Genomic DNA, 26,609 nt, shown 5'->3' on the forward strand with positions numbered 1-26,609 from the left:
TGGCCTCTGGGCCGCGGCGCCCGTCCCACCCTTACCTGGGGATCTGCATGCTCCTGAACTCCATCGCCCCGCGCCTGATCGGCGCCCTGGTCCTGACCGCCGCGGCGGCCAGCGCCGGTGCGGTCACCGAGGCCGACTACGCCCGGGCCGCCAAGCTGGCCTATGCCCAGCCGCTGGTCGACCACGCGGTGACCCGCGTGACCTGGCTGGACGCCGGCCACTTCGTCTACACCGACCACGACGCCAGCGGCGATCGCCTGCTGCAGACCGACACGGCCACCGGCAAGACCGCGCCGCTGTTCGATGCCGATGCGCTGGCCGCCGCGCTGACCACCCTGCTGGAGGCCAAGGACAAGCCGGTCAAGGCCGACAAGCTGGGCATCCGCGGCATCAGCACCACCGCCGACGGCCGCTACCGCTTCTCCGTGCGCGGCACCGAGGTCGCCTGCGATGCGCAGGCGCATTGCGCCAAGGTCTATGCCAAGGCCGAGGCCGAGCCCGGCGCCCTCTCGCCGGACAAGAAATCCGAGGCCTTCATCCGTGACTGGAACCTGTGGGTGCGCGACCTGGCCACCGGCAAGGAGACCCAGCTGACCACCGATGGCGTCACCGACTACGGCTACGCCACCGACAACGCCGGCTGGAAGCACACCGACATGGCCATCGTGGAGTGGTCGCCGGATTCGAAGAAGATCGCCACCTTCCAGCAGGACCAGCGCAAGACCAGCGAGATGTACCTGGTCAGCACCCAGGTCGGCGCGCCCAAGCTGGAGGCGTGGAAATACCCGCTGCCCGGCGACAAGGACGTGACCATGATCGAGCGCGTCATCATCGACGTGCCCACGCGCAAGGTCACCCGGCTGAAGATGGAGCCCGACCAGCACCGCTCCACCCTGTGCGATGACATCAGCTGCGGCCCCGACGGCGGCTGGGACGACGTGAAGTGGGCGCCGGACAGCAAGACCGTCGCCTTCGTGTCGACCTCGCGCTACCACAAGGACGCCTGGTTCCGCATCGCCGACGCGGACACCGGTGCGGTGCGCACCGTGTTCTCCGAGCACGTCAAGACCCAGTACGAAAGCGGCAATGGCACCGCCAACTGGGCCTACCTGCCGCAGACCAATGAAGCGGTGTGGTTCTCCGAGCGCTCCAACTGGGGTCAGCTGTACCTGTACGACCTGACCACCGGCAAGCTCAAGCACGCCATCACCACCGGTGAGGGCAACGTCACCGAGATGCTCAAGGTCGACCCGGCCACGCGCACGGTGTGGTTCCGTGGCGTGGGCCGCACCGCCGGCATCAATCCCTACTACCAGCAGTTCTGGAAGGTCAGCCTGGACGGCGGCAAGCCGACCCTGCTCACCCCGGAAGCCAGCGACCACACCGTGTCGCTGTCGCCGGACGGCAAGCTGTTCGTCGATGCGTACTCGACCACCACGGTGCCGCCGGTGACCGTGCTGCGCAGCGCGGCCGACGGCCAGGACGTGGCCCCGGTCGCCAAGGCCGACATCACGCGGCTGAAGGCGATCGGCTGGGTGCCGCCGGAACCGTTCACGGTCAAGGCGCGCGACGGCAAGACCGATCTGTACGGGATCATGTTCAAGCCGTCCGACTTCGATCCGTCCAAGAAGTACCCGATCGTCAACTACATCTACCCTGGTCCGCAGACCGGCTCGGTGCGCGGGCGCAGTTTCCTGGCCACGCATGGCGACAACCAGTCGCTGGCCGAGCTGGGCTTCATCGTGGTGGCCATCGATGGCATGGGCACGCCGTGGCGCTCCAAGGCCTTCCACGACACCTGGTATGGCGACATGGCCGACAACACCCTGCCCGACCAGGTGGCCGGCATGAAGGAGCTGGGCGCCAAGTATCCGTGGATCGACCTGTCGCGCGCTGGTATCTGGGGCCACTCGGGCGGTGGCAACGCCTCCACTGCCGCGATCCTGCGTTACCCGGATTTCTTCAAGGTGGCCTGGTCGGAGAGCGGCAACCACGACAACCGGGGCTACGAGGACGACTGGGGCGAGCGCTACCAAGGCGAATTGATCGTCGGCAAGGACGGCAAGGGCAACTACGACAGCCAGGCCAATGCCTCGCTGGCCGGCAACCTCAAGGGCCACCTGATGCTGGTCCACGGCACGATGGACGACAACGTGCCGCCGTACCTGACCCTGCTGGTGGTCGATGCGCTGATGAAGGCCAACAAGGACTTCGACATGCTGATGATCCCCAACGTGCACCACGGCTACGGGGCGATGTCGGCGTACATCGCGCGCCGGCGCTGGGATTATTTCGTGCGTTATCTGGCGGGGGAGACGCCGCCGAAGGACTTCAAGCTCGAGGCGCCGAAGGATTGATCGGCGGTTGAGGGATTGAGGTTTTGGGAAGGCCGGGCCTGGGGACAGGGCCGGCTTTTTCTTTGGGTGCTTTGTTCGGTTGCGTGGCGTCTGCTTTAAAGCGCTCAAGCAGGAGCTTTCACGCCCTGCGGGCGCGACTTCCTTTTGTCTTGGCAAAAGGAAGCAAAACCGCTACTCGCCGGGACGCACGTCGACGCTAAGCGTCGATCCCCTGCGCTCCTCGCGAAGCAGGGCACGGCGCCCAAACTCGCTTCGCTCAAACAGGGCGCCTCTTCGGCCCTGCTTCGCTGCGGTGCTCGGCGTGCTTTACGGCTCAGACAGGAGAAGCTGCAAGCAACTGCAACTGCAACTGCAACTGCAACTGCATTAGGTGCGTCGAGTAGATCTTTGTGAATCTGCTTGCGCCGCGGTGGGCAGGCTCAGCGGACGGCTCGTGGCTCGAAGCCTCTGCGTTTGCGTTTGCGTTTGCTTTTGCTGTGCGCTGTCGCCTTCAATCCCCCGTGAGGCACGGCGGAGGGGCGAGGACAAGACCCGTAGGGCACCGTGCATGGATGCACGGTGTTTTTGGAAGGGACCTGGATGTTCCTTCCAAAAATCCCTCGGCCCGCAGCGGACCCGCGAAGCGGGCGTGCCGCCCGGGGCGTGTTTCTTTGCCTAGCTTTCTTTGCACGAGCAAAGAAAGTAGGTCGGGCGGCGAAGCCGCACGAAAGCTCTTGCTCTCGTTTCGCAAAGCCAAATAAACCAAACGCTGAGCATCGTCCATGGAGGCACGGCGCTTTTTGGAGGGGAGAGTGATGTCCCTTCCGAAATCCCCGTGCCCGCAGCGGACCCGCTAAGCGGGCGTGCCGCCCGGGGCGTGTTTCTTTGCCTAGCTTTCTTTGCACGAGCAAAGAAAGTAGGTCGGGTGGCGAAGCCGCACGAAAGCTCTTGCTCTCGCTTCGCAAAACCAAACAAGCAAGATGCCGAGCACCGCCCAGAATGCGCGGTGTCTTGGCACAGGACATGGACGCGCTTCCCAAAGATCTCGCGGCCCTTGGCGGATCTGCGCGCAGCGCAGGCGTGCCGCCTCGGGGCGTGTGTCCAGACATTCGTCTGCTGAGAAGCGCTTCTTTGTTGACCTCTGTTTGCGCAAGCAAAGCAAGTTGATTGGCCGGCGAAGCCGCACGAAAGCGCTTGCCCTGGGTCCACGACGACCACGCGCAAACCGGGCAAGGCTCAGCCTCGTCAACAAAGCGTCTCGCCCCCCGAGACCCCTCCGCGCGATACTGCGCATCCCATGCGCAAGATCCTCCACATCGACATGGACGCCTTCTACGCGTCGGTCGAACAACGCGACGACCCCGCCCTGCGCGGCAAGCCGGTCGTCGTCGGTGGCAGCGCGCTGCGCGGGGTGGTCTGCGCGGCCAGCTACGAGGCGCGCAAGTACGGCGTGCGCTCGGCCATGCCGGGCGTGCGGGCGCGGCGGCTGTGTCCGGACGCGATCTTCGTGCCGCCGGATTTCCCGCGCTATCGCGCGGTGTCACGGCAGATCCGCGAGATCTTCCTGCAGCACACCGACCTGGTGCAGCCGCTGTCGCTGGACGAGGCCTACCTTGATGTGACCGCGCCCAAGATCGCCTCGCCCAGCGCCACGGCCACCGCGCAGGCGATCCGCGCGCAGATCTTCGAGACCACCCAGCTGACCGCTTCGGCCGGGATCGCCCCCAACAAGTTCCTGGCCAAGATCGCCTCGGACTGGAACAAGCCCAATGGGCAATTCGTGATCAAGCCGGCCCAGGTCGAGGCCTTCCTCACCCCGCTGCCGGTCGGTCGCATCCCCGGGGTGGGCAAGGTGGCCGAGCGCAAGCTCGCCGAGATGGGCATCGCCACCGTCGGCGACCTGCGCGGCTTCACCCGGGAAGACCTGCAGCAGCGCTTCGGCCGGTTCGGCGAGGCGCTGTACCGGCGCGCACGCGGCATCGACGAGCGCCCGGTCGAGCCGGACCAGCCGGTGCAGTCGATTTCGGCCGAGGACACCTTTGCTGAGGATCTGCCGCTGTCGGCACTGGAACCGGCCATCGTGCACATGGCCGAGCGTGCCTGGATCGCGACGCGCAAGACCGACCGCATCGGCCACACCGTGGTGCTCAAGCTCAAGACCGCACAGTTCCGCATCCTCACCCGCAGCTTCACGCCCGAGGCGCCGCCGGCCTCGCTGGCCGAGTTCACCCGCATCGCCCTGTCGCTGCGCGAACGCGTGGAGCTGCCGGCCGACACGCGCTATCGGCTGGTGGGCGTGGGCCTGGGCGGCTTCCGCGAGCGCGACGAAGTGGTGCTGCAGGGCACGTTGTTCGACGAGGACGCCCTCGCCATGGGCGATGACCATCCGGTCAGTTGAGATTGTCTAACGCCGTCGCCGCGCACTAGCATCGCCGGCCATGCACCTGCGTTCCGCCCGTCCGGTTTCCCTTTGGCTGCGCCTGCCCGCGCTCGCGCTGCTGCTGTGGGCGGTGCTGGCCAATCCGGTCCTGGCTGCGGTGGGCGACCTGCACGAGGCCACGCGTGGGGCCGCCGAACACCTGCACCAGGCCGACGCGCACGCGCTGGCCGATGATGTGCAAGACCACGACGATGCCGATGACCTGCTGCACGCGCTGATGCATGCCGCGCACTGTTGCGGGCATCCCACCGCCATCCCGTCGCACGTGGCGATCCCACCGGTCGTGGCCATGCCCGGTGGCTGGATTCAGGGCGTGGTGCTGTCCACCCGCTCGCATGCGCCCGCACTGACCCTGCGTCCGCCGATCGCGGCCTGATGCGCTTCCGCGCGCCGCGCCCCTGACGGGCACCGCGCGTGTTTCGTCATCGCCCTTTCGGAGATTCCCCATGTGGTTGCGACTGGCGGCATTGGCCGTCTTCGCGGTCGTGCCCTGTGCGTTCGCGCAGGACCGGTCGCCGGCTCCCCTGAGCCTGGACGACGCGCTGATGCGCGTGTCCGATACCCATCCCACCCTGCGCCTGCTGGCCGGTGAACGCCCCGCGCTGGAGGCGCGCGCGCAGGCCGCGGCGCTGAAGCCGCCCCTGACGCTCGGTGTCGATCTGGAAAACGCCCTGGGCAGCGGCCAGACGCGCGCCTTCGACGCGGCCGAACTGACCGTCTCCCTGTCCGGCGTGCTGGAGCGCGGCGGCAAGCTGGATGCCCGCCGCGCCCTAGCCCAGGCCAACCTCGACGCGTTGGCGCCACGGCGCGAAACCGCGCGCCTGGACCTGCTGGCCGAGGTGGCCCGGCGCTACCAGGCGATCGTGGCGGCGCAGCGCGAGGAGGCCATCGCCCGGCTGGACATCGACCAGCGCCAGCGCGCCGTGCAGGCCGCGCGCGCCCGGCTGCGGGCCGGTGCCTCGCCCGAGTCGGTCCTGCTCACCGCGCAGGCGCAGCTGGCCCAGGCCGAACTGGATCGCGATCGCGCGCGCCAGGCCGATCGCGCCGCCCGTCTGGCCCTGGCCGTGCTGTGGGGCCAGCGCGAAGCGGACTTCGCGGACGTCAGCGGCAGGCTGGACCGCCTGCCCGTGTTGGAATCCTTCGACGCGCTGGCGCAGTTGCTCGAACGGACGCCGGAACTGGCCGAGGTCGCCGGCCAGGCGCGCGTGCAGGAAGCCCAGCTGCGCCTGGCCCGGAGCGAGGGCCAGGCCGACCTGCAATGGCAGCTTGGCGTGCGCCGGCTGCAGGACGCCGATGACACCGCGCTGGTCGCCGGGCTGAGCCTGCCGCTGGGCAGCGCACGTCGCGCCGCGCCTGGAATCCGCGCCGCGCAGGCCGACCTGGCGCAGAACGCGCTGCAGCGCGACGCGGTCCTGCTGCAGCTGCACGCGACCCTGGCCGAGGCGCACGGCCGCTATCTCACCGCACGGCTGGAGGTGCAGCGCCTGGACGATGAGGTGCTGCCAAGGCTGCAGCAGGCCGAGCGCGCCGCCGAGCAGGCCTGGCGCGCCGGGGCCATCAGTTATCTGGAGTGGGCGCAGCTGCAAGGCCAGCGCGTGACGGCGCTGCGGCGCCAGCTCGACGCCGCCGTGCAGGCCCAGACCGCCCTGATCGAACTGCAGCGGCTGACCGGGCAGCCGCTCGTCGCTGCCCGTGCACCGCAGGAGCCCACGCCATGAATCCCACCTTCCGTTTCCCGATGCTGCTCCTGCTGCTGGCCGCGCTGCTGGCGGGCGGATGCAGCCAGACCCCACCGGCCGCGCCCGAGGCACATGCCGATCAAGACCACGACCCAGCCCACGACGCGCAGGCCGAGGAGGCACATGCCGAGGCAACCGTGATTCCTGCGGCCATTGCGCATGAGGCCGGCATCCGGGTCGCGCCCGCAGGGCCTGGCACCATCGCCGATACGCACGAAGTGCAGGGCCTCCTGACCCCGGTCGATGGCCACATCGCCGAGGCGACGGCGCGTTTTCCCGGTCCGGTCCGCAGCCTGCGGGTCAGCGTCGGCGACAGCGTGCGCGCCGGCCAGATCCTGGCCACGGTCGAGAGCAATCTCAGCCTGACCTCCTACCCGGTGAGCGCGCCGATCGCCGGGGTGATCAGTGCGCGCCATGTGCAGCTGGGGAGCGCAGTTGGTGAAGGCGCGGCGCTGTTCGAGATCGCCGACCTGTCCACGCTGTGGGTGGATCTGCACATCTTCGGCAGCGACACCCAGCACATCACCGCCGGGGTGCCGGTCACCGTGACCCGCATGAGCGATGGCGTCAGTGCCGACACCACGCTGGCGCGCATCCTGCCCGGGACCGCGACCGCCAGCCAGAGCACGGTGGCCCGCGCCACGCTGCGCAACACCGACGGGCGCTGGCGACCCGGCGCGGCGGTCACCGCGCGCATCGTGGTGGCCTCCACGCCCGCCGCGCTGGTCGTGCCATTGACCGCGTTGCAGACCATGGAGGGGCGGGACGTCGTGTTCGTGCGCGAAAGCGACGAGCGCTACCTCGCGCGCCCGGTTCGGCTCGGGCAGCGCGACGGACGCAAGGTCGCGGTGCTGAGCGGTCTGACCGCAGGCGAGCAGGTCGTGGTCGAACAGAGCTATGTGGTCAAGGCCGACCTCGGCAAGGCGGGGGCCGGTCATGCGCATTGATCCCCACGCGTCGCCTGCTTCCATCGAGCCCAACAGGTTGTCGCAGGACCTTCGCAGCGCGCGGTTTCCCTCGCCCGAAGCGCGTCTGACCGGCCCGTGCGGAGGACGCCTCCATGCTTGAGTCCATCCTGCGCGCCAGCATCGGCCACCGCTGGCTGGTGCTGGCACTGACCGGCGTGCTCATCGCCGTGGGCGGCTACAGCTTCACCCGGCTGTCCATCGATGCCACGCCCGACATCACCAACGTCCAGGTCCAGATCAACACCGGTGCGCCGGGGTATTCGCCGCTGGAGGCCGAACAGCGCATTACCTTCCCGGTGGAGACGGTCATGGCCGGTCTGCCGGGTCTGGAATCCACCCGGTCCCTGTCGCGTTATGGGCTCTCGCAGGTCACCGTCGCCTTCGACGATGGCACCGACCTGTACTTCGCCCGGCAGCAGGTGGCCGAACGCCTGCAGCAGATCCGCTCGCAGCTGCCGGACGGGCTGGATCCGCAGCTGGGCCCCATCGCCACCGGCCTGGGGGAGATCTTCTCCTACACGGTCGATGCCGCGCCGGATGCGCGCAAGCCCGATGGCACGCGCTACACCGCCACCGACCTGCGCACCCTGCAGGACTGGGTGATCCGTCCGCAGCTACGCACCGTGCCCGGTGTCACCGAGGTCAACACCGTCGGCGGCTACGCGCGGCAGATCCACATCACCCCGGACCCGGCGCGGCTGCGGGCACTCGGGCTGACCCTGGACGACGTGGTCCAGGCCGTGCGCATCAACAACCAGAACGTCGGCGCCGGTTACATCGAGCGCAATGGCCAGCAGTTCCTGGTGCGCATCCCCGGCCAGATCGACGGCCTGCGGCAGCTGGGCGACATCGTGCTGGCGCGTCGACAGGGCGTGCCGATCCAGATTCATGACGTGGCCGAGGTCGCCGAGGGGCCGGAACTGCGCAGTGGCGCGGCGACCCAGGACGGCCATGAGGTGGTGCTGGGCACGGTGATGATGCTGGTGGGTGCCAACAGCCGCGCCGTGGCCCAGGCCGCCGCCGACAAGCTCCAGGTCGCCCAGCGCAGCCTGCCGCCGGGAGTGAGCGCCACACCCACCTACGACCGCACCGCCCTGGTGGACCGCACCATCGCCACCGTGGCCCGCAACCTGGTGGAAGGCGCGCTGTTGGTGATCGTGGTGCTGTTCGTGCTGCTGGGCAACCTGCGCGCGGCGTTGATCACCGCGGCGGTGATTCCGCTGGCGATGCTGTTCACCCTGACCGGCATGGCCCGCGGCGGCGTGTCGGCCAATCTGATGAGCCTGGGCGCGCTGGACTTCGGCCTGATCGTCGATGGCGCGGTGATCATCATCGAGCACTGCCTGCATCGCTTTGCGGAGCGGCAGCAGGCGTTGGGGCGGGTGCTCAGCGATGACGAGCGCTTCGAGGAAACCGCCAGGGCCAGCGCCGAGGTGATCCGGCCCAGCCTGTTCGGCCTGGGCGTCATCACCGCAGTGTATCTGCCGATCTTCGCGCTGACCGGGGTGGAGGGAAAGATGTTCCATCCCATGGCGATCACCGTGGTGCTGGCGCTGAGCGGGGCGATGCTGCTGTCGCTGACCTTCGTGCCGGCGATGATCGCCCTGTGCCTGGGGCGTCGCGTGCACACCCGGGAAAATCCGGTCATGGGCTGGCTGCGACGGCGCTACATGCCCCTGCTCGATGCCAGCCTGCGGCATGCGCGCGCGGTGGTGATCGGGGCGGCGGCCCTGGTGGTCCTCAGTGGCCTGCTCGCCACGCGGCTGGGCAGCGAGTTCGTGCCGCAGCTGGACGAAGGCGACATCGCCATGCACGCCATGCGCATCCCCGGCACCTCGCTGACCCAGTCGGTGGACATGCAGCTGAAGGTGGAGGCCCGCGTGCGGCGCTTTGCCGAAGTGGCGCACGTGTTCTCCAAGATCGGCACGCCCGAGGTCGCCTCCGACCCGATGCCGCCCTCGGTGGCCGACACCTTCATCATGCTCAAGGACCGCGCGGACTGGCCCGATCCACGCAAGCCCAAGGCCGCGCTGGTCGAAGAGATCGAAGCGGCCGTGCGCCAACTGCCCGGCAACAACTACGAGTTCACTCAGCCGATCCAGATGCGCATGAACGAGCTGATCTCCGGCGTGCGCGCCGACGTGGCCATCGCCCTGTACGGCGATGACCTGGACACCTTGCGCCAGGTCGGCGCGCGCATCGAGGCGGTGGCGCGGGGCGTGCCCGGCGCTGCCGATGTGCGCCTGGAGCAGACCGATGGCCTGCCGCTGCTGTCGGTGCTGCCCGATCGCGTCGCCCTGGCCGGCTACGGCCTCAATGCCGGCGATGTGCAGGCGACCGTCGCGACCGCCGTCGGTGGCGAGGTGGCCGGGCAGCTGTTCGAGGGCGACCGCCGCTTCGATATCGTGGTGCGCCTGCCCGAAGCCCTGCGGTCCGACCCGGCGGCGCTGGCCGACCTGCCGGTCTCGCTGGCGCCGGCGCTGGAAGGCGACAACGCCGACGAGACCGGCAATGTCGGCGGCTGGAACGAGACGCGCGGCTCCGGCGCCGCACCACGCACCGTGCCGCTGCGCGAGGTCGCCCGCATCCAGGCCAGCGAGGGACCCAGCCAGATCAATCGCCAGGACGGCAAGCGCCGCATCGTAGTCACCGCCAACGTGCGCGAGGGCGACCTGGGCAGTTTCGTCCAGCGCCTGCGTGCGGCGATTGACGCACAGGTGACGCTGCCGACCGGGTACTGGATCGCCTACGGCGGCAGCTTTGAGCAGCTGGTGTCCGCGAGCCGGCGCCTGGCGATCGTGGTGCCGGCCACGCTGGTGCTGATCTTCGCGCTGCTGTTCTGGGCGTTCGGCTCGGCGCGTGATGCGGCGGTGGTGTTCTCCGGGGTGCCGCTGGCGCTGACCGGCGGCGTGCTGGCCTTGGCGATACGCGGCCTGCCGCTGTCGATCTCGGCCGGGATCGGCTTCATCGCGCTGTCCGGTGTGGCCGTGCTCAACGGACTGGTGTTGGTGAGCTTCGTGCGCGACCTGCGCGTGCAAGGCACCGCCGTGGCCGATGCCGTGCGCGAGGGGGCGTTGGGTCGGTTGCGTCCGGTGCTGATGACCGCGCTGGTGGCCTCGCTGGGCTTCGTGCCGATGGCCTTCAATACCGGCGCCGGTTCGGAAGTGCAGCGGCCGCTGGCCACCGTGGTGATCGGCGGGATCGTGTCCTCCACGCTGCTCACCCTGCTGGTACTGCCGCTACTGTATCGCTGGGTGCATCGCCGCGCATCGGCCTGAGCCGGACGAAGCAGCGGGCCAGTACGGGCCCGCTGCGCTTCAGTCCGCCGAGGCGTGGCGCCAGGCCGGCCACGCTTCGCCGATCACGCGCAGCGCCGTGCGCAGGAACAGCAGCGCGATCACGACGCCCACCACGATGTCCGGCCAGCCCGAGCCGCTGAGCGCCACCGCGCCGGCGGCGACCAGCACGCCGACATTGGAGATGACGTCGTTGCGCGAGCACTCGAAGGTGCTCTTCATGTTGAGGTTGAGGCGGCGGAAGCGCCACAGCAGCGCCAGGCACGCGCCGTTGGCGATGAGCGCCAGCGCGCCGAACGCCAGCATCAGTCGGCTGGACGGCGGCACGCCGTGCTGCATCTTGGCCATGATGTCGATCACGATGAACACGAAGAACGCCAGGATCAGCAGGCCCTTGGCCAGCGCGGCGCCGGCTTCCCAGCGGGCGCCGCGCTGGACCGCATACAGGCTCAACGCGTAGACCACCGCATCGCCCAGCATGTCGACTGCGTCGGCCTGTAGCGCGCTGGAGTGCGCCACCACGCCCGCGCCAAACTCGAGCACGAACATCGCCAGGTTGATCAGCATCACCGCCACCAGCACGCGTCGCTGCGACGCTTGGCGGGCCAGGACTTCCAGCTCGGTGCGCTTGTGACTGCAGCAATGATCCATGGAAAGGTGGCCGGCAGACCGGCTTGAAAAACAGGACGGTGGCGTTTATCAACCCTGTAGCCACTAGAGGGTCAAGCGATGAGCGCCACATTCACCATCGGCCAGCTGGCCGCGCGCACCGGCACCAAGGCCGAGACGATCCGCTACTACGAGCGGATCGGCCTGCTCACCGCGCCGCTGCGCTCGGAAGGCAACTACCGCCATTACGCCGATGCCGACGTGCAGCGGCTGGGGTTCGTGCGCCGCGCGCGCGAACTGGGCTTCTCGATCGAGCAGGTCCGCGAACTGCTCGGCCTGGCCGCGCATGGTGAGGACGCCTGCGCCACCGTCGATGAGGTGGTGCGCCAGCACCTGGACGAGATTGGCGGCAAGGTGCGCGATCTGCAGGCGCTGCAGGCCCAGCTGGAGCGCATGATCGGCGCGTGCCCGGGCGGCAGGATCGCCGATTGCCGCGTGCTGGATGCACTGCAGCCGCATGTCCCGGGGCCGGGGCCTGGAGCAGCGCAGCGGTAGAATGCCGCTCCCACGTCGCAACCGGAGTCCATGCCTTGTCCTTTCCACACCCGCTGGTGATCTTCGATCTGGATGGCACGCTGGTGGACAGCGCGCCGGACATCGCCGAGGCCGTCAACCGCACGCTCACCGACTGGAAGCTGCGTAACTTCGACCTGGACCAGATCACCAACTGGATCGGCGAGGGTTCGCGCCAGCTGATCACCTACGCGATGCGCGCGGCCGGCAGCGAGGCCGACATCGACGAGGTGATGCCCGGCTTCCTCAAGCACTACGGCGACACCGCGCTGGACGGGCAGCTCTATCCCGGCGTGGCCGAGACCCTGGCCGCGCTGCATGCGCAGGGCGCCAAGCTGGCGGTCTGCACCAACAAGCCCGGGCAGTTCGTGCGTCCGCTGCTGGAGGCGCGCGGCGTGCTGCAGTATTTCGACGGCATCGTCGCCGGTGACACGCTGCCCCAGCGCAAGCCCGCGCCCGAGCCGCTGTGGCACCTGGTCGAGCAGTTCGGCGCGGCGCTGAAGACCTGCCTGATGGTGGGCGATTCGGAAAGCGACGCGGTCTCGGCGCACAACGCCGGCATGCCGCTGGTGATGGTGCGCTACGGCTATCGCAAGCAGTACGACCTGGACGCGGCCGGCGCGGTGGCGGTGATCGACCACTTCGCCGACCTGCTGACGCTGCCGTAAACGGTCGCCGCCTCAGTGCTGTGCGCGATGCCCAGCAAAGAAATCCAGGATGGCCGCAGTGACCTCGGTCGGGCGTTCCTCCGCCAGGTAATGCCCGCAGTCCAGTGGACGGCCTGAAACGCAGCCGGCCACATTCCGCCACAGCGTCAGTACGTCGAAGCAGCGGTGCACGGCGCCGTGCGCACCCCACAGCACGTGCAGCGGCATGGTCAGCTGGCGTCCTTCCGCGCGGTCCTGGCGATCCAGCGCTAGGTCCAGGCCGGCCGATGCACGGTAGTCGCCGCAGATCCCAGTCGCGGTCCCGGGCAGCGCCGCGCAGCGTTCGTATTCGGCCAGTGCTTCCGGCGCAAACACCGACAGGCCTGCATGCCGGCGGCCCATGACCTCGCGCACGTAGGCGGCTGGATCGGCCTGGATCAGCCGTTCGGGTAGCGGCGCGGGCTGGATCAGGAAGAACCAGTGCCAGTAGGCGCGCGCGAAGCGCTCGCTGGCCTGGGAGTACATGTCCAGGGTCGGGGCGATGTCTAGCAGCACCATGGCCTGGACCTGGTCCGGGTGGTCCAGCGCCAGGCGGTGGGCCACGCGCGCGCCGCGGTCATGGGCGGCCAACCGGAAGCGTGCGAAGCCGAAGTGCTGCATCAGTTGCACCATGTCCGCGGCCATCAGCCGCTTGGTATACGCAGTGCCGTCGGCATCGCCTTCCGGCTTGGATGAATCGCCGTAGCCGCGCAGGTCGGCCAGCACCACGGTGTAGTGCCGCGCCAGCGCCGGCGCGACGTGATGCCACATCGCGTGGGTCTGCGGGTGGCCGTGCAACAGCAGCAGCGGCGGTCCGCTGCCGCCGATACGCGCCTGCAGCGTGACCTCACCAACGTTGACCTGCCGGGCGGTAAATCCTTCGAACAGGCTCATCGCGCGGCCTCCAGGGTTCGCTGGCGGACTTTCGCGCCCAGGCCATGCAGCCACGGGTGCGAACGCGCCCGCGCCTGGGACAGTGCGCGGATCGCGTCCATGTCGGCCAGGGTCGTGCCGATCAGGTCCAGGCCCTGCAGGAACATCGCCTGGTGGCGCCCGGAGAGCGCGAAATCGAAGGTCTCATCGCCGGCACGCAGTCGGCGCGCGGCGATGTCGATCTGCAGTTGCACGCCGACGGAGGTGTCGGTCAGCTGCAACAGCCGGTGACCGGCATCCGCGTCCACCTGCGCCGCCAGCAGGCGGTTGTTGAGTGCATTGGAATAGAAGATCTCGCCAAAGCTGGGCGCCACCACCGCGGTGATGCCGGCCTGCATCAGGCCCCATACCGCATGTTCGCGACTGGAACCGCAGCCGAAGTTGGGCCCGGCCATCAGGATGCGGGTCTGGGCGAAAGCAGGACGGTTGAGTACGAAGTCCTCGCGCGGCCGACCATTGCCGTCAAAGCGCATGTCGTGGAACAGGCCCTGGGCCAGCCCGGCCTTGTCGATGCCGCGCAGGAACTGCTTGGGCATGATCTGGTCGGTGTCCAGGTTGGGCAGCGGCAGCGCGGCGGCCAGGCCCCCGAGCGTGCGCAGGGGTTCAAGTGTGTTCATGGCGTCCCTCGTTGAAGCTGCGGACATCGACGATATGCCCGGCGATGGCGGCCGCCGCGGCCATCGCCGGGCTCATCAGGTGGGTACGGCCGGCGCGGCCCTGCCGGCCCTCGAAATTGCGGTTGGTCGTGGACGCGCAGCGTTCGCCCGGAGAGAGCACATCGTCATTCATCGCCAGGCACATCGAACATCCCGGCTGGCGCCATTCGAAGCCGGCGGCGATCAAGGCATCGGCCACACCTTCCGCCTCGGCCTGGCGCTTCACCTCGCCCGAGCCCGGCACCACCATCGCCCGCACGCCCTTGGCCACGCGCTGGCCCCGCACCACCTCGGCCGCCGCACGCAGGTCCTCGATGCGGCTGTTGGTGCATGAGCCGATGAAGACCCGCTGCACCACGATGCCGGCCAGCGGCGTGCCCGGCTGCAGGCCCATGTAGTCCAGCGCGCGCTGCGCGGCGGCCCGTTCGTCCGGGTCTTCGAAGCTGGCCGGTGTCGGCACCTGGTCCAGGACCCCCAGCGCCTGGTCGGGGCTGGTGCCCCAGCTGACGGTCGGTTCGACCGCGCGTGCCTCCACCACCAGTTCTGCATCGAAGTGGGCGCCCGCATCAGAATGCAGCTGCGCCCAGTCTTCCAGCGCGGCGGCGCGCATGCCGGCATCCTCGGCCAGGTCCGGCGCCCGGGCCAGGACGTAGTCGCGCGTGGTGGCGTCGGGCGCGACCAGCGCGCCGCGCGCGCCGGCTTCGACCAGCATGTTGCAGAGGGTCATCCGCGCTTCCACCGACAGCGTGGCCACGGCCTGTCCGCACAGTTCCACCACGTGGCCACGCGCGCCGCGGGCGCTGAGCCTGGCCACCAGGTGCATGACCAGGTCCTTTGCGGTGACCCCGCGCGGCAACGTGCCGTCCACGCGGATGCGCATGTCGCGCGCCAGTCGGTAGATCAGGGTCTGGGTGGCCAGCACGTGTTCGATTTCCGAGGTGCCGATGCCGAACCCCAGTGCGCCCAGCGCGCCGTAGGTGGTGGTGTGGCTGTCGCCGCACAGCACCACCATGCCGGGCCGGATCATGCCCAGTTCCGGCGCGATGATGTGCTCGATGCCCTGCAGCGGATCGTTGGTGTCGTACAGGGCGATGCCACGGCGCTCGCAGTTGCGCTTGAGGTTGCTCGCCTGCAGCGCCGATGCGGGGTCTTCGATGGTGCGGTAACGCCGGGGATGGGTGGGAATGATGTGGTCGACCACCGCCATCTGCGCATCGGGTTCGGCAACACAGCGCCCGGCGGCGTCCAGCCCGGCGAAGGCCTGTGGGCTGGTGTATTCGTTCATCAGATGCAGGTCCACGTAGAGCAGCACGTTGTCTGCATCCAGGACGCGCGCGGTGTGGCTGTCCACCAGCTTGCGGTAGAGCGTGCGCGGCAGCGCGGAGGGGAGCGAGGTGTCCATGCGAGGGGCTTGCCTTCGGGTCGAGTGGTCATCCTATTTCCCATTTCAGGGTTAGGAATGCAGGATATGGAAGAACACTTATTCCTTCGGGTTTCGAATGGATCGCCTGGCCGACCTTGAGCTTTTCATTCACGTGGCTCGCCGCGGCAGCCTGGCCGCGGCCGCGCGCGCGCTGGGCATCACCGGCGCGGCGGTCAGCAAACGCCTGGCCGCGCTGGAACAGCGGCTTGGCGTGCGTCTGGTCCAGCGCACGACGCGCCGCCTGCGCATCACCGCCGAGGGTGAGCGCTACCTGGCCCAGGGACAGGACGTACTGGAACACCTGGACACGCTGGAAGCCGACTTGCGAGGCGCGGTCGCCGCGCCGCAGGGACAGCTGCGGGTCAATGCCTCGCTCGGCTTCGGTCGGCGTGTGGTGGCCGGCCTGCTGGCCGAATTTGCCCGTCGCCATCCGGCGGTGCGCGTGCAGCTGGAGTTGAGTGACCACGCGCTGGACCTGGTGAAGGAAGGCCTGGACCTGGGCATCCAGGTTGGCCAGACCCCCGACAGCCGCTTGAGCGCACGGCGCCTGCTGGCCAACCGTCGCCTGGTGTGCGGCTCGCCCGCCTACCTGGCCAGGTACGGCGAGCCCGTGTCGCTGGCCGACCTGTCGCGACACGTTGCCATCGTTCTGCAGGAAAACGAGCAGACCCACGGCAGCTGGGAACTGCACCACGGTCGCCAGCGGCAACGCGTGCGGGTGCAGGGGCAGATGTCCACCAACGATGGCGAGGTCGCCCTGCGCTGGGCGCGTGCAGGACTGGGCCTGGTTCTACGCTCGGAATGGGACATCGCCGAAGACGTGCGCGCCGGTCGCCTGCAGGTCGTGCTGCCCGACTGGAGCATGCCGGCCGATGTCTACGCCGTGTATCCCACCCGCGCGCAGCTGCCCGCACGGACAAGGGCGTTCCTGGATTTCCTGGCGGCCGAGCTGCCCGGTGGCAGCCGCCAAGGAATATCGGGCTGACCGATGCAGGCCGGCACCGCGCCCGCCATCCGCCGGCCGAGCAGCGCCAAAAAGAAACGCCGGCAGCGATGCCGGCGTTTCTTTGTCATGCAGCGCCGGCCGATGCCGACTACTGCTTGGCCTGCCAGCGCACGCTGACCATGTACTCGCGACCGGGCTGGTTGTACCAGGCCACCGTCTCGTAGTCGCGGTCGAACACGTTGCTGGCCTTGGCCTGCAGCGTCCACTCCGGGGTCAGCGCATAGGCCACGCGCACGTCCAGCGTGGCGTAGCCGCCCAGGCGGTCGGTGTTGGCGGCGTTGTCGTAGCGCTTGCCGGCGGCGTTGCCGGTCAGGCCCACGCGGACGTCGCCGATCGCATAGTCCAGATCCAGCCGCGCCGTGTCGCGTGCGCGACGTGCCAGCCAGTTGTCGTGGTTGGCGCCATCGCCGTCGTCACGCGCGTCGGCGTGGCTGAGCTGGGCGTTGATGTCCAGGCCGGCCAGGGTGATGAAGCCGGTCAGCTCGGCGCCGCGGATCTTCGCCTTGTCCACGTTGACCACGTTGAAAGCCGTGTCGTAGCCGATCAGGTCCTCGATGCGGGTCTCGTAGGCGTTGAAGGTCCAGTTCCAGCCCTGGCCGTACTGCGCCAGCCCCAGGTTGAGCGACTTGCTCTTCTCCGGCTTGAGATCCGGGTTGCTGAAGCCCGGGTAGTACAGGTCGTTGAAGTTGGGCGCCTTGAAGCCGGTGCCGGCGCTGGCGGTGAACTTGAACCCGTCGCCGAAGCCGAAGCCATAGCCCAGGCTGCCGGTGGTGTGCGAGCCGAACTGCTCGTTGTCGTCGTTGCGCACCGAGGCCTGCAGCGACTGGGCGCCGAAGGTGCCCTGGTACTCGGCGAACACGCCAGTGTTGTCGCGGTCGGCCACCTCGTAGTCGGTGGTGCTGGTGACCTGGTCGTTCTGCCAGTCGCCGCCGAGGGTGATCGTCTGGCCTTCGGCGAACTGGTAGTCGGCCTGCGCCGAGGCGGTGTCGCGACGCGTGTCGAAGGTGCTGACATAAGTGCGCGTCCCGGTGCCGGCATCGACGTAGTGATTGTCGGCCTGGTCGTCGTTGCGCCCGGCCTGCACCGTCAGCTTGAACGCCTCCGACGGCGTCCAGGTCAGCTTGCCGCCGGCCACGCGCTGCAGGTTGTCGGCGAGGTTGCCGCCAAACAGGCTGCCGTCGTATTCGTTGGTGCTGTCGGCGTTGAGGAAGTTGCCTTCCAGGGCCAGCGTGTCGGTGAGGCTGTACCCGGCGCGCAAGCCGAAGGAGGTGTTCTTGTAACCGTCGCGGTCTGGCTCGTCGGCATAGCAGCCAGCGCCGAAGGGGGCCTCGGCATTGCCGGCGGTGCCGCGGCAGGCGTTGATGCCGTCGGTTTCCTGGTAGCCGGCGTTGGCCGACAGCCAGCCGCGATCGCCGCGGTAGCTGAAGCCGGCGCTGTGGTTGCGCAGGTCGTGGGTGCCGAAGCCGGCCTGGGCGTAGGTGGTCAGGCCCTTGCCACCGTCACGGGTGAAGATCTGGATGACGCCGCCGATGGCCTCGGAGCCGTACAGGCTCGAGCGCGGGCCGCGCACGATCTCGATGTGGTCGATCTGCGCCACCGGCAGGTCCTGGAATGCGGCCAGCCCGGCGGTGACCGAGCCGATGCGTACGCCATCGACCAGGACCAGCACGTGGTCCGATTCGGTGCCGCGCAGGAACACACTGGTCAGCTTGCCCGGTCCGCCCTGGTTGGCGATGTTGATGCCGGCGCGGCCGGCCAGCAGTTCCGGCAGAGAGGTCGCCTGGCTGCGCTCGATCTCGGCGCGGGAGATGACCTGGATCGGAACCAGGCTGTCCTGCACGGCGACCTCGGTGCGGGTGCCGGTCACGGTGACCTGATCCAGATCGGTGGCCGCCTCGGCGGTCTGGGCGCCGGCATTGGCGGAAAGCCCCAGCGCGATGGCCAGGGAAAGCAAGCGGTACTGCATGGTGTCGTGTACTCCGTCGCGCGCCCCGCGCGCATGGAAAGCAGGGGAGGAGCTGCACACGAAGGAAGACAGGCGGACGGCACGCGCCTGGGAAGGCCGCGCGGTACGCGCGACGCCCTCCGCATCGCAACCGGTGGTGGGCCCAAAGGGACCCGTGCTGTCAGGCCGGTCTCCGGGCTTGCGAGCTGGAAGTGCTGGACTTCCGCCGTCGCGCCTTCCCGTGCGCCCGAGGGCACACAGTGGCCGATGCGTTGGCATGGCTCGCTTACCGTTGCGGGGGCAGCGCCGGAATCGTCCCCTCCATGGGGCTCACCGGCTTCCCGTTTCAACCCGCGGCGCGGTGCGCGCAGCAGGTCACCTGAAAGCGGCGCGGATTGTACGCGATCCCGGGCCGGCCGGCCTCAGTCGTCGTGTCCGCCGGGGCTGTCGAGGAAGTCGAACGTGGGCGCGCTGTCGCCCTCTTCGCTGCCCTGGGTGGTGGTGACCGGCGCGGCGGCGGGGCGGCCGCGCGGGGGCGGCAGGGCCGCGGCGGCTTCCTCGACCTGCGCCACCATCTCCTGGCGCCGGGCCTCGGGCACGTCCTGCCACTGGCAGCCGCGCAGCGCGCCTTCCAGGGAATAGAGCAGGTTGAGGCTGGGGCGGAAGCCGGCGCGCTTGATCCGCATGAAGGCGTCCACCGCGCCGGCCGCGCGCAGGTCTTCCTCACTGCGCAGGCCAACCTGGCGCAGCCACGCGGCGGACTTGGGCCCGATGTTGCGCAGCTGCGTGATGCTCATACCAGGGCCTCGACCCAGGCGGCGGCGATGGCTTCGATGCCGCGTTGGTCGTCCTCGTCGAAGCGGCCCACCAGCGGGCTGTCGATGTCCAGCACGCCGATCAGGGCGCCCTTCTTGACCAGGGGCACCACGAGCTCCGAGCGCGAAGCCGCGTCGCAGGCGATATGGCCGGGGAAGGCTTCCACGTCGTGCACGCGCTGGGTCTGGCCGGTGCTGGCGGCTGCGCCACACACGCCCTTGTCCAGGGCGATGCGCACGCAGGCCGGCAGACCCTGGAACGGGCCGACCACCAGCTCGGTGCCATCAAAGAAATAGAAGCCCGCCCAGTTGAGGTCGGGCAGCGCGTTGAAGAGCAGGGCCGAGAGGTTGGCCGCGTTGGCGATGCGATCGGCTTCGCCGTACATCAGGCCGCGCGCCTGCTCCAGCAGCTGGGCGTATTGCTCGGGCTTGGTGCCCGAAAGGGTCTGGCTGGCAAATGACATGGCGCGATTCTACGCCGCGCCTCTGGATTCGGACTGTCATTGGCGTTGCGCATCAACGCGGTGGCGCGGTGGCGCCCGGGACACGCGCAGGCGGTCGCTCGTGGTGGCGTCGGCGCGCCCGGGGACAGCCGCGCGGGCATAAAAAAAGCCCGACAGGGGGAGGGACCTGTCGGGCCGGGATTTGTGCGGGGGGAGGGACCCACACAAATTGGGGTGCGTGGCGCGAAACGCCTGCGCTGAATCGGGATCGTGTCGCTGGCGAAGAAGTGGCCGGTGACTCGATGTTGCGACGCAGCATATCGAGCGTTCTGGTGCATTGCAACACGCTTAGCGCGCATGACCGACGAACGGTTCAATTTCGTTTCAGCAGGACGAAATCACGTCAAGAACGTGACGAAATTTCGTCGGTCAGCCCGCTGCGGGCCCGCGATAGCGGCTGCCGGCGGTGCAGGTTTCGTGCACCACGACCTGGCTCAGCAACGGCAGGGCCGGCTTGAGGTGGTCCCAGATCCATTCGGCGATCCGCTCGCTGGTCGGGTTCTCCAGGCCTTGGATGTCGTTGAGGTAGTGGTGGTCCAGCCGGTCGTAGAGCGGTTTGAAGGCCGCCTTGACGTCGGCGAAGTCCATGACCATGCCGGTGTGCGGGTCCAGCGGGCCGCTCAGATGCAGTTCGATGCGAAAGGAGTGGCCGTGCAGGCGTGCGCACTTGTGGCCCTCGGGCACGTTGGGCAGCCGGTGCGCGGCTTCCAGGGTGAAGACCTTGAAGATGTCCATGGCGACATTCTCGAACCGGCGCCAAGGCACCGGCAAGGGGAAGAGGGGGCGGACGCGCCGGCGATCCGGCACGTCCGCCGTCTTGGCTTACTGCGCCGGGCGCGGGCTGCCCTGGCGGCGTCCGCCATCGCGACGCCCGCCGTTGTTCGGCGCGCCGCCGCCATGCTTCTTCGGACCGGCATGGGCATGACGCGGGGCGTCGCCGTGCGGACGGCGACCGTGGCGGCGCGGCGGACGGTTGCCGCCGGGCTGCTCGGCCTTGCCTGGCGCGCTGTTGCCCCAGCGGATCGGCGTCTGCGGCACGAAGCCGGGCACGTCCTTGATCTCCAGGTCGCGGTCGAGCAGGCGCACGATCTGGCGCAACAGCTTGGCGTCCTCCTGCGCGACCAGCGACACCGCCTCACCGGTGGAGCCGTTGCGGCCGGTGCGGCCGATGCGGTGCACGTAGTCCTCGGCCACCATCGGCAGGTCGAAGTTGATGACCTTCGGCAGCTCGTTGATGTCGATGCCACGCGCGGCGATGTCGGTGGCCACCAGCACGCTCACCTTGCCGGCCTTGAAGTCACGCAGCGCGCGCAGGCGCTGGGCCTGGCTCTTGTTGCCATGGATGGCCGCGGCCTGGATGCCGGACTTCTCCAGGAAGGTGGCCAGCTTGTCGCTGCCGTGCTTGGTCTTGGCGAACACCAGCGTCTGCACGCGGGAGTCTTCGGCCAGCAGGTGCAGCAGCAGCTCGCGCTTGCGGCTGGCGTCGACCGGGTGCACGCGATGGGTGATGGTCTCGGCCACGGTGTTCTTCGGGGTGACCTGGATTTCCAGCGGGTCGTCCATGAACTCGCGCGCCAGCGCCTTGATCGGCTCGGCGAAGGTGGCCGAGAACAGCAGGGTCTGCCGGTTCTGCTGGGGTAGCTTGGCCAGGATGCGCTTGATCGAGGGCAGAAAGCCCATGTCGAGCATGCGATCGGCCTCGTCCAGGATCAGGACCTCGATGCCCGACAGGTCAACGCTGCGACGGTCCAGATGGTCCAGCAGGCGGCCCGGGCAGGCGATCACCAGGTCCACGCCACGACGCAGCGCATCCAGCTGCGGGCCCATGCCCACGCCGCCGTAGATGGTGGTCGAGGGAATGCGCAGGTACTTGCTGTAATCGCGCAGGCTCTCGTGGACCTGGGTGGCCAATTCGCGGGTCGGGGTGAGGATCAGCGCGCGCGGCCGGCGCGCGCCGCGACCCACTTCCTGCGGGGTGGTGCCCAGGTGCTGCAGCAGCGGCAGGCCGAAGGCGGCGGTCTTGCCGGTACCGGTCTGCGCGCCGGCCAGCAGATCGCGACCTTCCAGTGCCGGCGGGATGGCCTGCTCCTGGATCGGGGTGGGATTTTCATAGCCCTGCTCGGCCAGCGCACGCAGCAGGAACGGGGCAAGCCCCAGGGTTTCAAACGACATTGGAAAGCTCCGGATGAACGCCCGGTCCCGCGGAAAACGCCACGCCCGCGACGCACCAGGCGCCACGGGCCGCGAAAGCCGTTGGATAGAGCGTGTGTTGCCCGAAGCGTTCCCGAACCGCGCTGCGAGTAACCTTGGATAGCGGCGCTGCCGGTAGTGGCAAGACCGTCTTTGCGAAGCGAGAAGGCGTCGGAGGATGGGCTGGCACGGGGCGTTGGAGCCGGTCCGCGCCGCAGGTCCCTTCTGGGGAAACACGACTGCCGCTAAAGCGAAGCCCGCGCATGTTAACCGATCCGCGGGCGCGCGGGGGGGCTTTTCACACAGGTCCGGATGTCAAAGCGGCGTTATCATGGCGCCTTCGCCGCAACGGGGAGCCGCCGCGTCCATGACCCTGCGCATCCATCGACACGCCAGCGAGGCCGCCACCACACGCAGCGATGTGGCCGAGCGCCACGCCGCCGAACATGGCTGCGGCGCCTGCGTCGTGCGCCACCTGGCCGTCTGTACCGCGCTGCCGGCCGACCGTGCCCAGGCGCTGGAGCAGATGTCCGGCGACGTGGAATTGGAGCCTGGGCAGCTGCTGGCCCGGGAAGGCGAGGCACGCAAGTACGTGTTCACCGTGACGGCCGGGGCCCTGCGCCGGACCCGCACCCTGGCCGATGGCCGCCGCCTGGTGGCCGGCTTCCTGATGCCCGGGGACTACATCGGCTTCAGCGGGGCGCCGCGCTACCGGCACACCATCGAGGCCATCGTCGGCTCCACCCTGTGCGCGGTCTCGCGCGAGGACATGCGCGCGCTGTGCGAGGCGCATCCAGGCCTGGAGCACGAGCTGATGGAACGCGCCTGCGTCGAGCTGGACGCCACCCGCGACAAGCTGATGTCGCTGGCGCGCATGACCCCGCCCGAGCGCCTGGCCGGCTTCCTGCTGGACATGGCCGGTCGCCGCCGCCGGCAGGGGCTGGACGATGCGGTCCTGCAGCTGCCCATGACCCGCACGGACATCGCCGACTACCTGGGCCTGACGATCGAGACGGTGAGCCGCTGCTTCACCCGCCTGCGCGGCGAGGGCCTGATTGCCACGCCGGAGCCGCATACCGTGCAGTTGCTCGATCGCAAGCGCCTGGACGCCCTGGCCGAGGCCAGCGGCTAGGGCGCCCTAGGCCACCGGGCGCAGGCGGCCGCCTTCCAACTGGTAACGCGCATCGGCCCAGCCCACCGGCAGGGCGTCGTGGGTGATGACGATCACCGTGCGCCCGGCCGTGGTGCGGGCGATATCGGCCAGCAGCAGGTGCGCGGTATCCACGTCCAGACCTTCGGTGGGTTCGTCCAGCAGCAGGACCGGGGCTTGGCGCAGCAGGGCCCGGGCCAGGGCGATGCGCCGGGCCTGGCCGGCGGACAGGGTGCGTCCATGCTCGCCCAGCCAGGCGTCCAACTGCCGGGGCAGCCCACGCACCAACGTGTCCAGCCGCACCTGGGACAGCACCTCCCACAGACGTGCGTCGTCGGCTTCCGGCGCGCCCAGGCACAGGTTCTCGCGCACGCTGCCGGCGAAGACCGGGGCATCCTGCGGCAGCCAGGCGATCTGGCGGTGCCAGTCGTCCTGCGCCAGCTGGCGCACATCCGTGCCAGCATAGCGCACAACCCCGCCGTCCGGATCGCACAGGCGCAGCAGCAGGGCGACCAGCGAGCTCTTGCCCGCGCCACTGTCGCCGCCGATGGCGACACGACATCCGGCGGGGACGTCCAGATGCAGGTCCTGCAGGACGTGGCGGGGCTGCCCCGGCCAGCGCAGGCCGACACCCTCCAGCGACAACGTCCCGGCGGCCGATACCGGCGCGGGCACGGCCGGTTCGTGCACCGGCGGCGGATGACCAATGCTGGTGCGCAACCGGGACCGCGCGCTGCGGGCGGCCTGCAGTTCGCGCCAGGCCAGCGCGGCACCCGCGCAGGCTTCCAGGGTGGCCACGGTCATGAAGAACAGGCCGGCGGCGGCAGGCGCGCCCAGCTGTCCGGAGGCCGCTGCGGCCAGGAGCACCCCCAGCATCGCAGCCAGGGTGAGCGCGTTGCCCAGCCCGTGGGCGAGGGTGCCGTAGGCCAGGACGCGCTTGCGTTCGCGTTCGCGCTCGGCCAGCTGGAGGCTTGAGGCCTCGATCCGCGCGTCCCATTCGGCCTGGGCGTGCAGGGCGGCCAGGTCGCCGGCGCCCTGGACGCCGTCGAGCACGTCGGCACGCAGGGTGGCCCGGGCCTGGGCGCGCGCGTGTTCCTGGGCATGTGCGCCGCGGGTGGTCAGCCACGGCAGCAGGCCGGCCAGGGCCAGGCATGCGGCCAGCAGGACCAGGCCGGCCGCCGGCAGGGCGAACAGGGCCACGCCGCAGGCGATGAGGATCAGCACGCCCAGGGCCAGCAGCGGGCCGATCGCGCGCACCAGCCCGCCTTCGACGCGCTCGATGTCGGCCACCAGCTGGGACAGTAGCTCGCCGGTGCGCAGCCGTCCGAGGCCCAGCGGGGCCAGCGGCAGGGCCTTGCGGAAGAAATCCACCCGCAGGTCGCGGCCGATGCGCAGGGTGACATCGTGGCCGACCAGCTTTTCGAAATAGCGCGAGAGGATGCGCACGAAGGTCAGCCCGCGGATGCCGGCCGACGGGCCGAACAGGTTGAAACCCAATGCGCCCACCCCCGCCAGCGAGGCAGCGGTGAGGAAATGTCCGGCCAGTCCCAGCAGCGCGGTGCCGGCCAGCAGGGTCAGGGTAAGCAGCGCGAGGGTCAGGGCGATGCCGCGGCGGTGCGGGGCGAGGATCGCGTTCATGCCGCCTCCCTTGCCGATTCGAGCCGACCCTGCGGCAGCCACAGCACCTGGCCGACGCGGCGCATCACCGCCTCGCTGTGGGTGGCGATCACCAGCGTGCGGCCGCGCGCGAAGGCCAGCAGGGCGTCCAGCAGCGCCGCCTCGGTGTGCGGGTCGAGGAAGGCGGTGGGTTCGTCCAGCAGCAGGACCTGCGGATCCTGCAGCAGCAGCCGGGCCAGCGCCACGCGCCGGGCCTGGCCACCGGACAGGCCGAAGCCGCCTTCGCCGATGCGGGTCTGCAGGCCCTGGGGCAGGGCCTCGGTGAAGGCGAGCACCTGGGCCGCGCATGCGGCACGCTGCACCTCTTCTGGCGTCGCTTGCGCCGCGCCCAGGCGCAGGTTCTCCTCGATGGTGCCGCAGAACAGATGGGGGCGTTGAGGCGCGTAGCCGATGCGCAGGTCCGGCGCGCGCAGCAACTGGCCCTCGCTCGGCTGCATCCAGCCGGCCAGGGCTTCCAGCAGGGTGCTCTTGCCGCAGCCGCTGGGTCCAGCCAGGGCCAGACGCTGCCCGCACTGCAGGTCGAAGGACAGGTCCCGCAGCACCGCTGCGCTGGCACCGGCGTGCTGAAGGCTCAGGCCCGCGGCCCGGACCTGGACGCGCGCGGGAAGCGCTGCGTCGTCCTGTTGCGCGATGAGGGGCGAGGCGTCCGGTTCCAGCGCCGCGTCGATCTGGGCGACGGCGGCCAGGGCGCCCGCGCGGTCGTGGTAGTGCGCGGCCAGGCGTCGCAAGGGCGCGTACACCTCCGGCGCCAGCAGCAGACAGAACAGCCCGGTGGCCAGGCTCAGCGGCGTGCCGCGCAGGTCGAGCATGCCCAGGTAGCTCAGCCCCAGGTACAGCGCGACCATCGCCACGCCCATCGAGGCGAAGAACTCCAGCACGGCCGAGGACAGGAAAGCGATGCGCAGCACCTTGAGGCTGCCTTCGCGCACGCCGTCGGCGGCCTCTCGCACGCCTTCCAGTTCCTGCGCGGCGCGGCCGTACAGGCGGATCAGGCCAAGCCCGCGCAGGCGGTCGCCGAAGCGCGCGCCCATCCGTGCCAGCGCCCCGAGCTGGCGATCACTGGCGGCCTGTGCGCCCCAGCCCACCAGCGCCATGAACACCGGAATCAGCGGCAGGGTGACCAACAACAGCGTGCCCACGATGCGATCGGCCCAGAAGGTGGCGGCGACCAGCGCCAGCGGCACCCAGGTGATCTCGGTGCGTGCCAGGAGAAACCCGCCGACGTAGCCATCCAGGGCATCGACATGCGTGCCGGGCAGCTCGGCCAGTGCACCGGCGCGTTGGTGGCGCAGCCACAACGGCCCGCGCGCCTGCATGCGGCGGACCACGTCCATGCGCAAGGTGTGGCGCAGGGTCTCGACGGCTTCGTCGGCCTGGTGCCGGGCGAACCAGCCCAGCAAGGCCCGTGCACCGGCAACGCCGAGCAGTCCGGCCAGCAGCGGCAGCACTGTTTGCAGCGGACGTTGGTCGACCAATACGCGCTGCGCGGCCAGGCCGATCAGGGCCGCCTGGGCCGCCAACGCGATTCCCGAGATCACGGTGGCCGCGCCCGCCAGGCGCAGGCGACCGCGCACGGGCCTGGCCAGGGCCTGCAGTCGCTGGCCAGCATGCTTGGCAGGATCGGGCGGGGCGGCAGAACTCACGGCAGGTCGCGTCGTGCCCGG

The 26,609-nt window shown here is 69.6% G+C and carries 21 protein-coding genes and 1 riboswitch; of the genes, 10 read left to right on the forward strand and 11 right to left on the reverse strand.

Annotated features, from left to right (window positions below):
- Nucleotides 1-47: 47 nt before the first annotated feature.
- The 6 genes from PJ250_RS11305 (at nt 48) to PJ250_RS11330 (ending at nt 10,761) form a co-directional block, all read left to right on the forward strand.
- Nucleotides 48-2,357, forward strand: coding sequence for a S9 family peptidase (locus tag PJ250_RS11305; RefSeq protein WP_271644655.1), 2,310 nt, complete (start codon nt 48-50; stop codon nt 2,355-2,357).
- 1,276 nt (nt 2,358-3,633) lie between these two features.
- Nucleotides 3,634-4,734: a DNA polymerase IV gene (dinB, locus tag PJ250_RS11310; protein ID WP_271644656.1), complete on the forward strand. Its 1,101-nt coding sequence runs from the start codon at nt 3,634-3,636 to the stop codon at nt 4,732-4,734.
- Nucleotides 4,735-4,774: 40 nt separating this feature from the next.
- Entirely contained in the window at nt 4,775-5,152 is a 378-nt protein-coding gene (locus PJ250_RS11315) for a hypothetical protein (RefSeq protein ID WP_271644657.1), read from the forward strand.
- Nucleotides 5,153-5,222: 70 nt separating this feature from the next.
- Nucleotides 5,223-6,494 (forward strand): TolC family protein, encoded by a 1,272-nt coding sequence (locus PJ250_RS11320; RefSeq protein WP_271644658.1) that lies wholly within the window; start codon nt 5,223-5,225, stop codon nt 6,492-6,494.
- Complete coding sequence (locus tag PJ250_RS11325; RefSeq protein WP_271644659.1) at nt 6,491-7,462, forward strand: efflux RND transporter periplasmic adaptor subunit; 972 nt, start codon at nt 6,491-6,493, stop codon at nt 7,460-7,462. The genes PJ250_RS11320 and PJ250_RS11325 overlap by 4 nt, the downstream gene beginning before the upstream one ends.
- A gap of 113 nt (nt 7,463-7,575) precedes the next feature.
- The gene (locus tag PJ250_RS11330) at nt 7,576-10,761 is read left to right on the forward strand and encodes an efflux RND transporter permease subunit (RefSeq protein ID WP_271644660.1); all 3,186 of its coding nucleotides are present in this window, start codon (nt 7,576-7,578) and stop codon (nt 10,759-10,761) included.
- A gap of 39 nt (nt 10,762-10,800) precedes the next feature.
- Here PJ250_RS11330 and PJ250_RS11335 read toward each other — a convergent pair whose 3' ends face one another.
- Nucleotides 10,801-11,430 (reverse strand): cation efflux transmembrane domain-containing protein, encoded by a 630-nt coding sequence (locus PJ250_RS11335; RefSeq protein WP_271644661.1) that lies wholly within the window; start codon nt 11,428-11,430, stop codon nt 10,801-10,803.
- Between the two features lie 78 nt (nt 11,431-11,508).
- Between PJ250_RS11335 and PJ250_RS11340 the strand changes: the two genes are divergently transcribed.
- A complete protein-coding gene (locus tag PJ250_RS11340) occupies nt 11,509-11,943 on the forward strand; it encodes a MerR family transcriptional regulator (protein WP_271644662.1) in 435 nt (144 codons plus the stop codon).
- 35 nt (nt 11,944-11,978) lie between these two features.
- Nucleotides 11,979-12,629, forward strand: coding sequence for a phosphoglycolate phosphatase (gene gph / locus PJ250_RS11345; protein WP_271644663.1), 651 nt, complete (start codon nt 11,979-11,981; stop codon nt 12,627-12,629).
- A gap of 12 nt (nt 12,630-12,641) precedes the next feature.
- Here gph and PJ250_RS11350 read toward each other — a convergent pair whose 3' ends face one another.
- From PJ250_RS11350 to leuC, 3 genes are read right to left on the reverse strand one after another with little or no spacing between them, the layout of a single operon-like run.
- Entirely contained in the window at nt 12,642-13,541 is a 900-nt protein-coding gene (locus PJ250_RS11350; RefSeq protein WP_271644664.1) for an alpha/beta fold hydrolase, read from the reverse strand.
- A complete protein-coding gene (leuD, locus tag PJ250_RS11355) occupies nt 13,538-14,197 on the reverse strand; it encodes a 3-isopropylmalate dehydratase small subunit (RefSeq protein ID WP_271644665.1) in 660 nt (219 codons plus the stop codon). Before leuD ends, PJ250_RS11350 begins: the two co-directional genes overlap by 4 nt.
- Entirely contained in the window at nt 14,184-15,638 is a 1,455-nt protein-coding gene (leuC, locus tag PJ250_RS11360) for a 3-isopropylmalate dehydratase large subunit (RefSeq protein ID WP_271644667.1), read from the reverse strand. The genes leuD and leuC overlap by 14 nt, the downstream gene beginning before the upstream one ends.
- 97 nt (nt 15,639-15,735) lie before the next feature.
- Here leuC and PJ250_RS11365 point away from each other — a divergent pair, with 97 nt between their 5' ends.
- On the forward strand, nt 15,736-16,644 hold the full coding sequence (locus PJ250_RS11365) for a LysR family transcriptional regulator (protein ID WP_271644668.1): 909 nt from the start codon (nt 15,736-15,738) through the stop codon (nt 16,642-16,644).
- Nucleotides 16,645-16,753: 109 nt separating this feature from the next.
- Here PJ250_RS11365 and btuB read toward each other — a convergent pair whose 3' ends face one another.
- The 5 genes from btuB to PJ250_RS11390 form a co-directional block, all read right to left on the reverse strand.
- The gene (gene btuB, locus PJ250_RS11370; protein ID WP_271644669.1) at nt 16,754-18,631 is read right to left on the reverse strand and encodes a TonB-dependent vitamin B12 receptor; all 1,878 of its coding nucleotides are present in this window, start codon (nt 18,629-18,631) and stop codon (nt 16,754-16,756) included.
- Nucleotides 18,632-18,776: 145 nt separating this feature from the next.
- Nucleotides 18,777-19,008: riboswitch (cobalamin riboswitch) on the reverse strand.
- A gap of 24 nt (nt 19,009-19,032) precedes the next feature.
- Nucleotides 19,033-19,407, reverse strand: coding sequence for a TfoX/Sxy family protein (locus PJ250_RS11375; protein ID WP_333909480.1), 375 nt, complete (start codon nt 19,405-19,407; stop codon nt 19,033-19,035).
- On the reverse strand, nt 19,404-19,889 hold the full coding sequence (locus PJ250_RS11380) for a free L-methionine (R)-S-oxide reductase MsrC (protein WP_271644670.1): 486 nt from the start codon (nt 19,887-19,889) through the stop codon (nt 19,404-19,406). The genes PJ250_RS11375 and PJ250_RS11380 overlap by 4 nt, the downstream gene beginning before the upstream one ends.
- A 408-nt stretch (nt 19,890-20,297) precedes the next feature.
- Nucleotides 20,298-20,663: a 6-carboxytetrahydropterin synthase QueD gene (queD, locus tag PJ250_RS11385; RefSeq protein WP_271644671.1), complete on the reverse strand. Its 366-nt coding sequence runs from the start codon at nt 20,661-20,663 to the stop codon at nt 20,298-20,300.
- Between the two features lie 87 nt (nt 20,664-20,750).
- Nucleotides 20,751-22,100: a DEAD/DEAH box helicase gene (locus PJ250_RS11390; protein WP_271644672.1), complete on the reverse strand. Its 1,350-nt coding sequence runs from the start codon at nt 22,098-22,100 to the stop codon at nt 20,751-20,753.
- Between the two features lie 385 nt (nt 22,101-22,485).
- Between PJ250_RS11390 and PJ250_RS11395 the strand changes: the two genes are divergently transcribed.
- Complete coding sequence (locus tag PJ250_RS11395) at nt 22,486-23,250, forward strand: Crp/Fnr family transcriptional regulator (RefSeq protein ID WP_271644673.1); 765 nt, start codon at nt 22,486-22,488, stop codon at nt 23,248-23,250.
- Between the two features lie 6 nt (nt 23,251-23,256).
- Here the strand turns inward: PJ250_RS11395 and cydC are convergent, their stop codons facing one another.
- Together cydC and cydD are read right to left on the reverse strand one after the other, a co-directional pair.
- Complete coding sequence (gene cydC / locus PJ250_RS11400) at nt 23,257-24,906, reverse strand: thiol reductant ABC exporter subunit CydC (protein ID WP_271644674.1); 1,650 nt, start codon at nt 24,904-24,906, stop codon at nt 23,257-23,259.
- Nucleotides 24,903-26,588 carry a thiol reductant ABC exporter subunit CydD gene (gene cydD / locus PJ250_RS11405; RefSeq protein WP_271644675.1) on the reverse strand — a complete coding sequence of 562 codons (1,686 nt, stop codon included), beginning with the start codon at nt 26,586-26,588 and terminating at the stop codon, nt 24,903-24,905. Before cydD ends, cydC begins: the two co-directional genes overlap by 4 nt.
- Nucleotides 26,589-26,609 lie beyond the last annotated feature (21 nt).

It is taken from the genome of Pseudoxanthomonas sp. JBR18, from assembly GCF_028198165.1.
Classification (GTDB): domain Bacteria; phylum Pseudomonadota; class Gammaproteobacteria; order Xanthomonadales; family Xanthomonadaceae; genus Pseudoxanthomonas_A.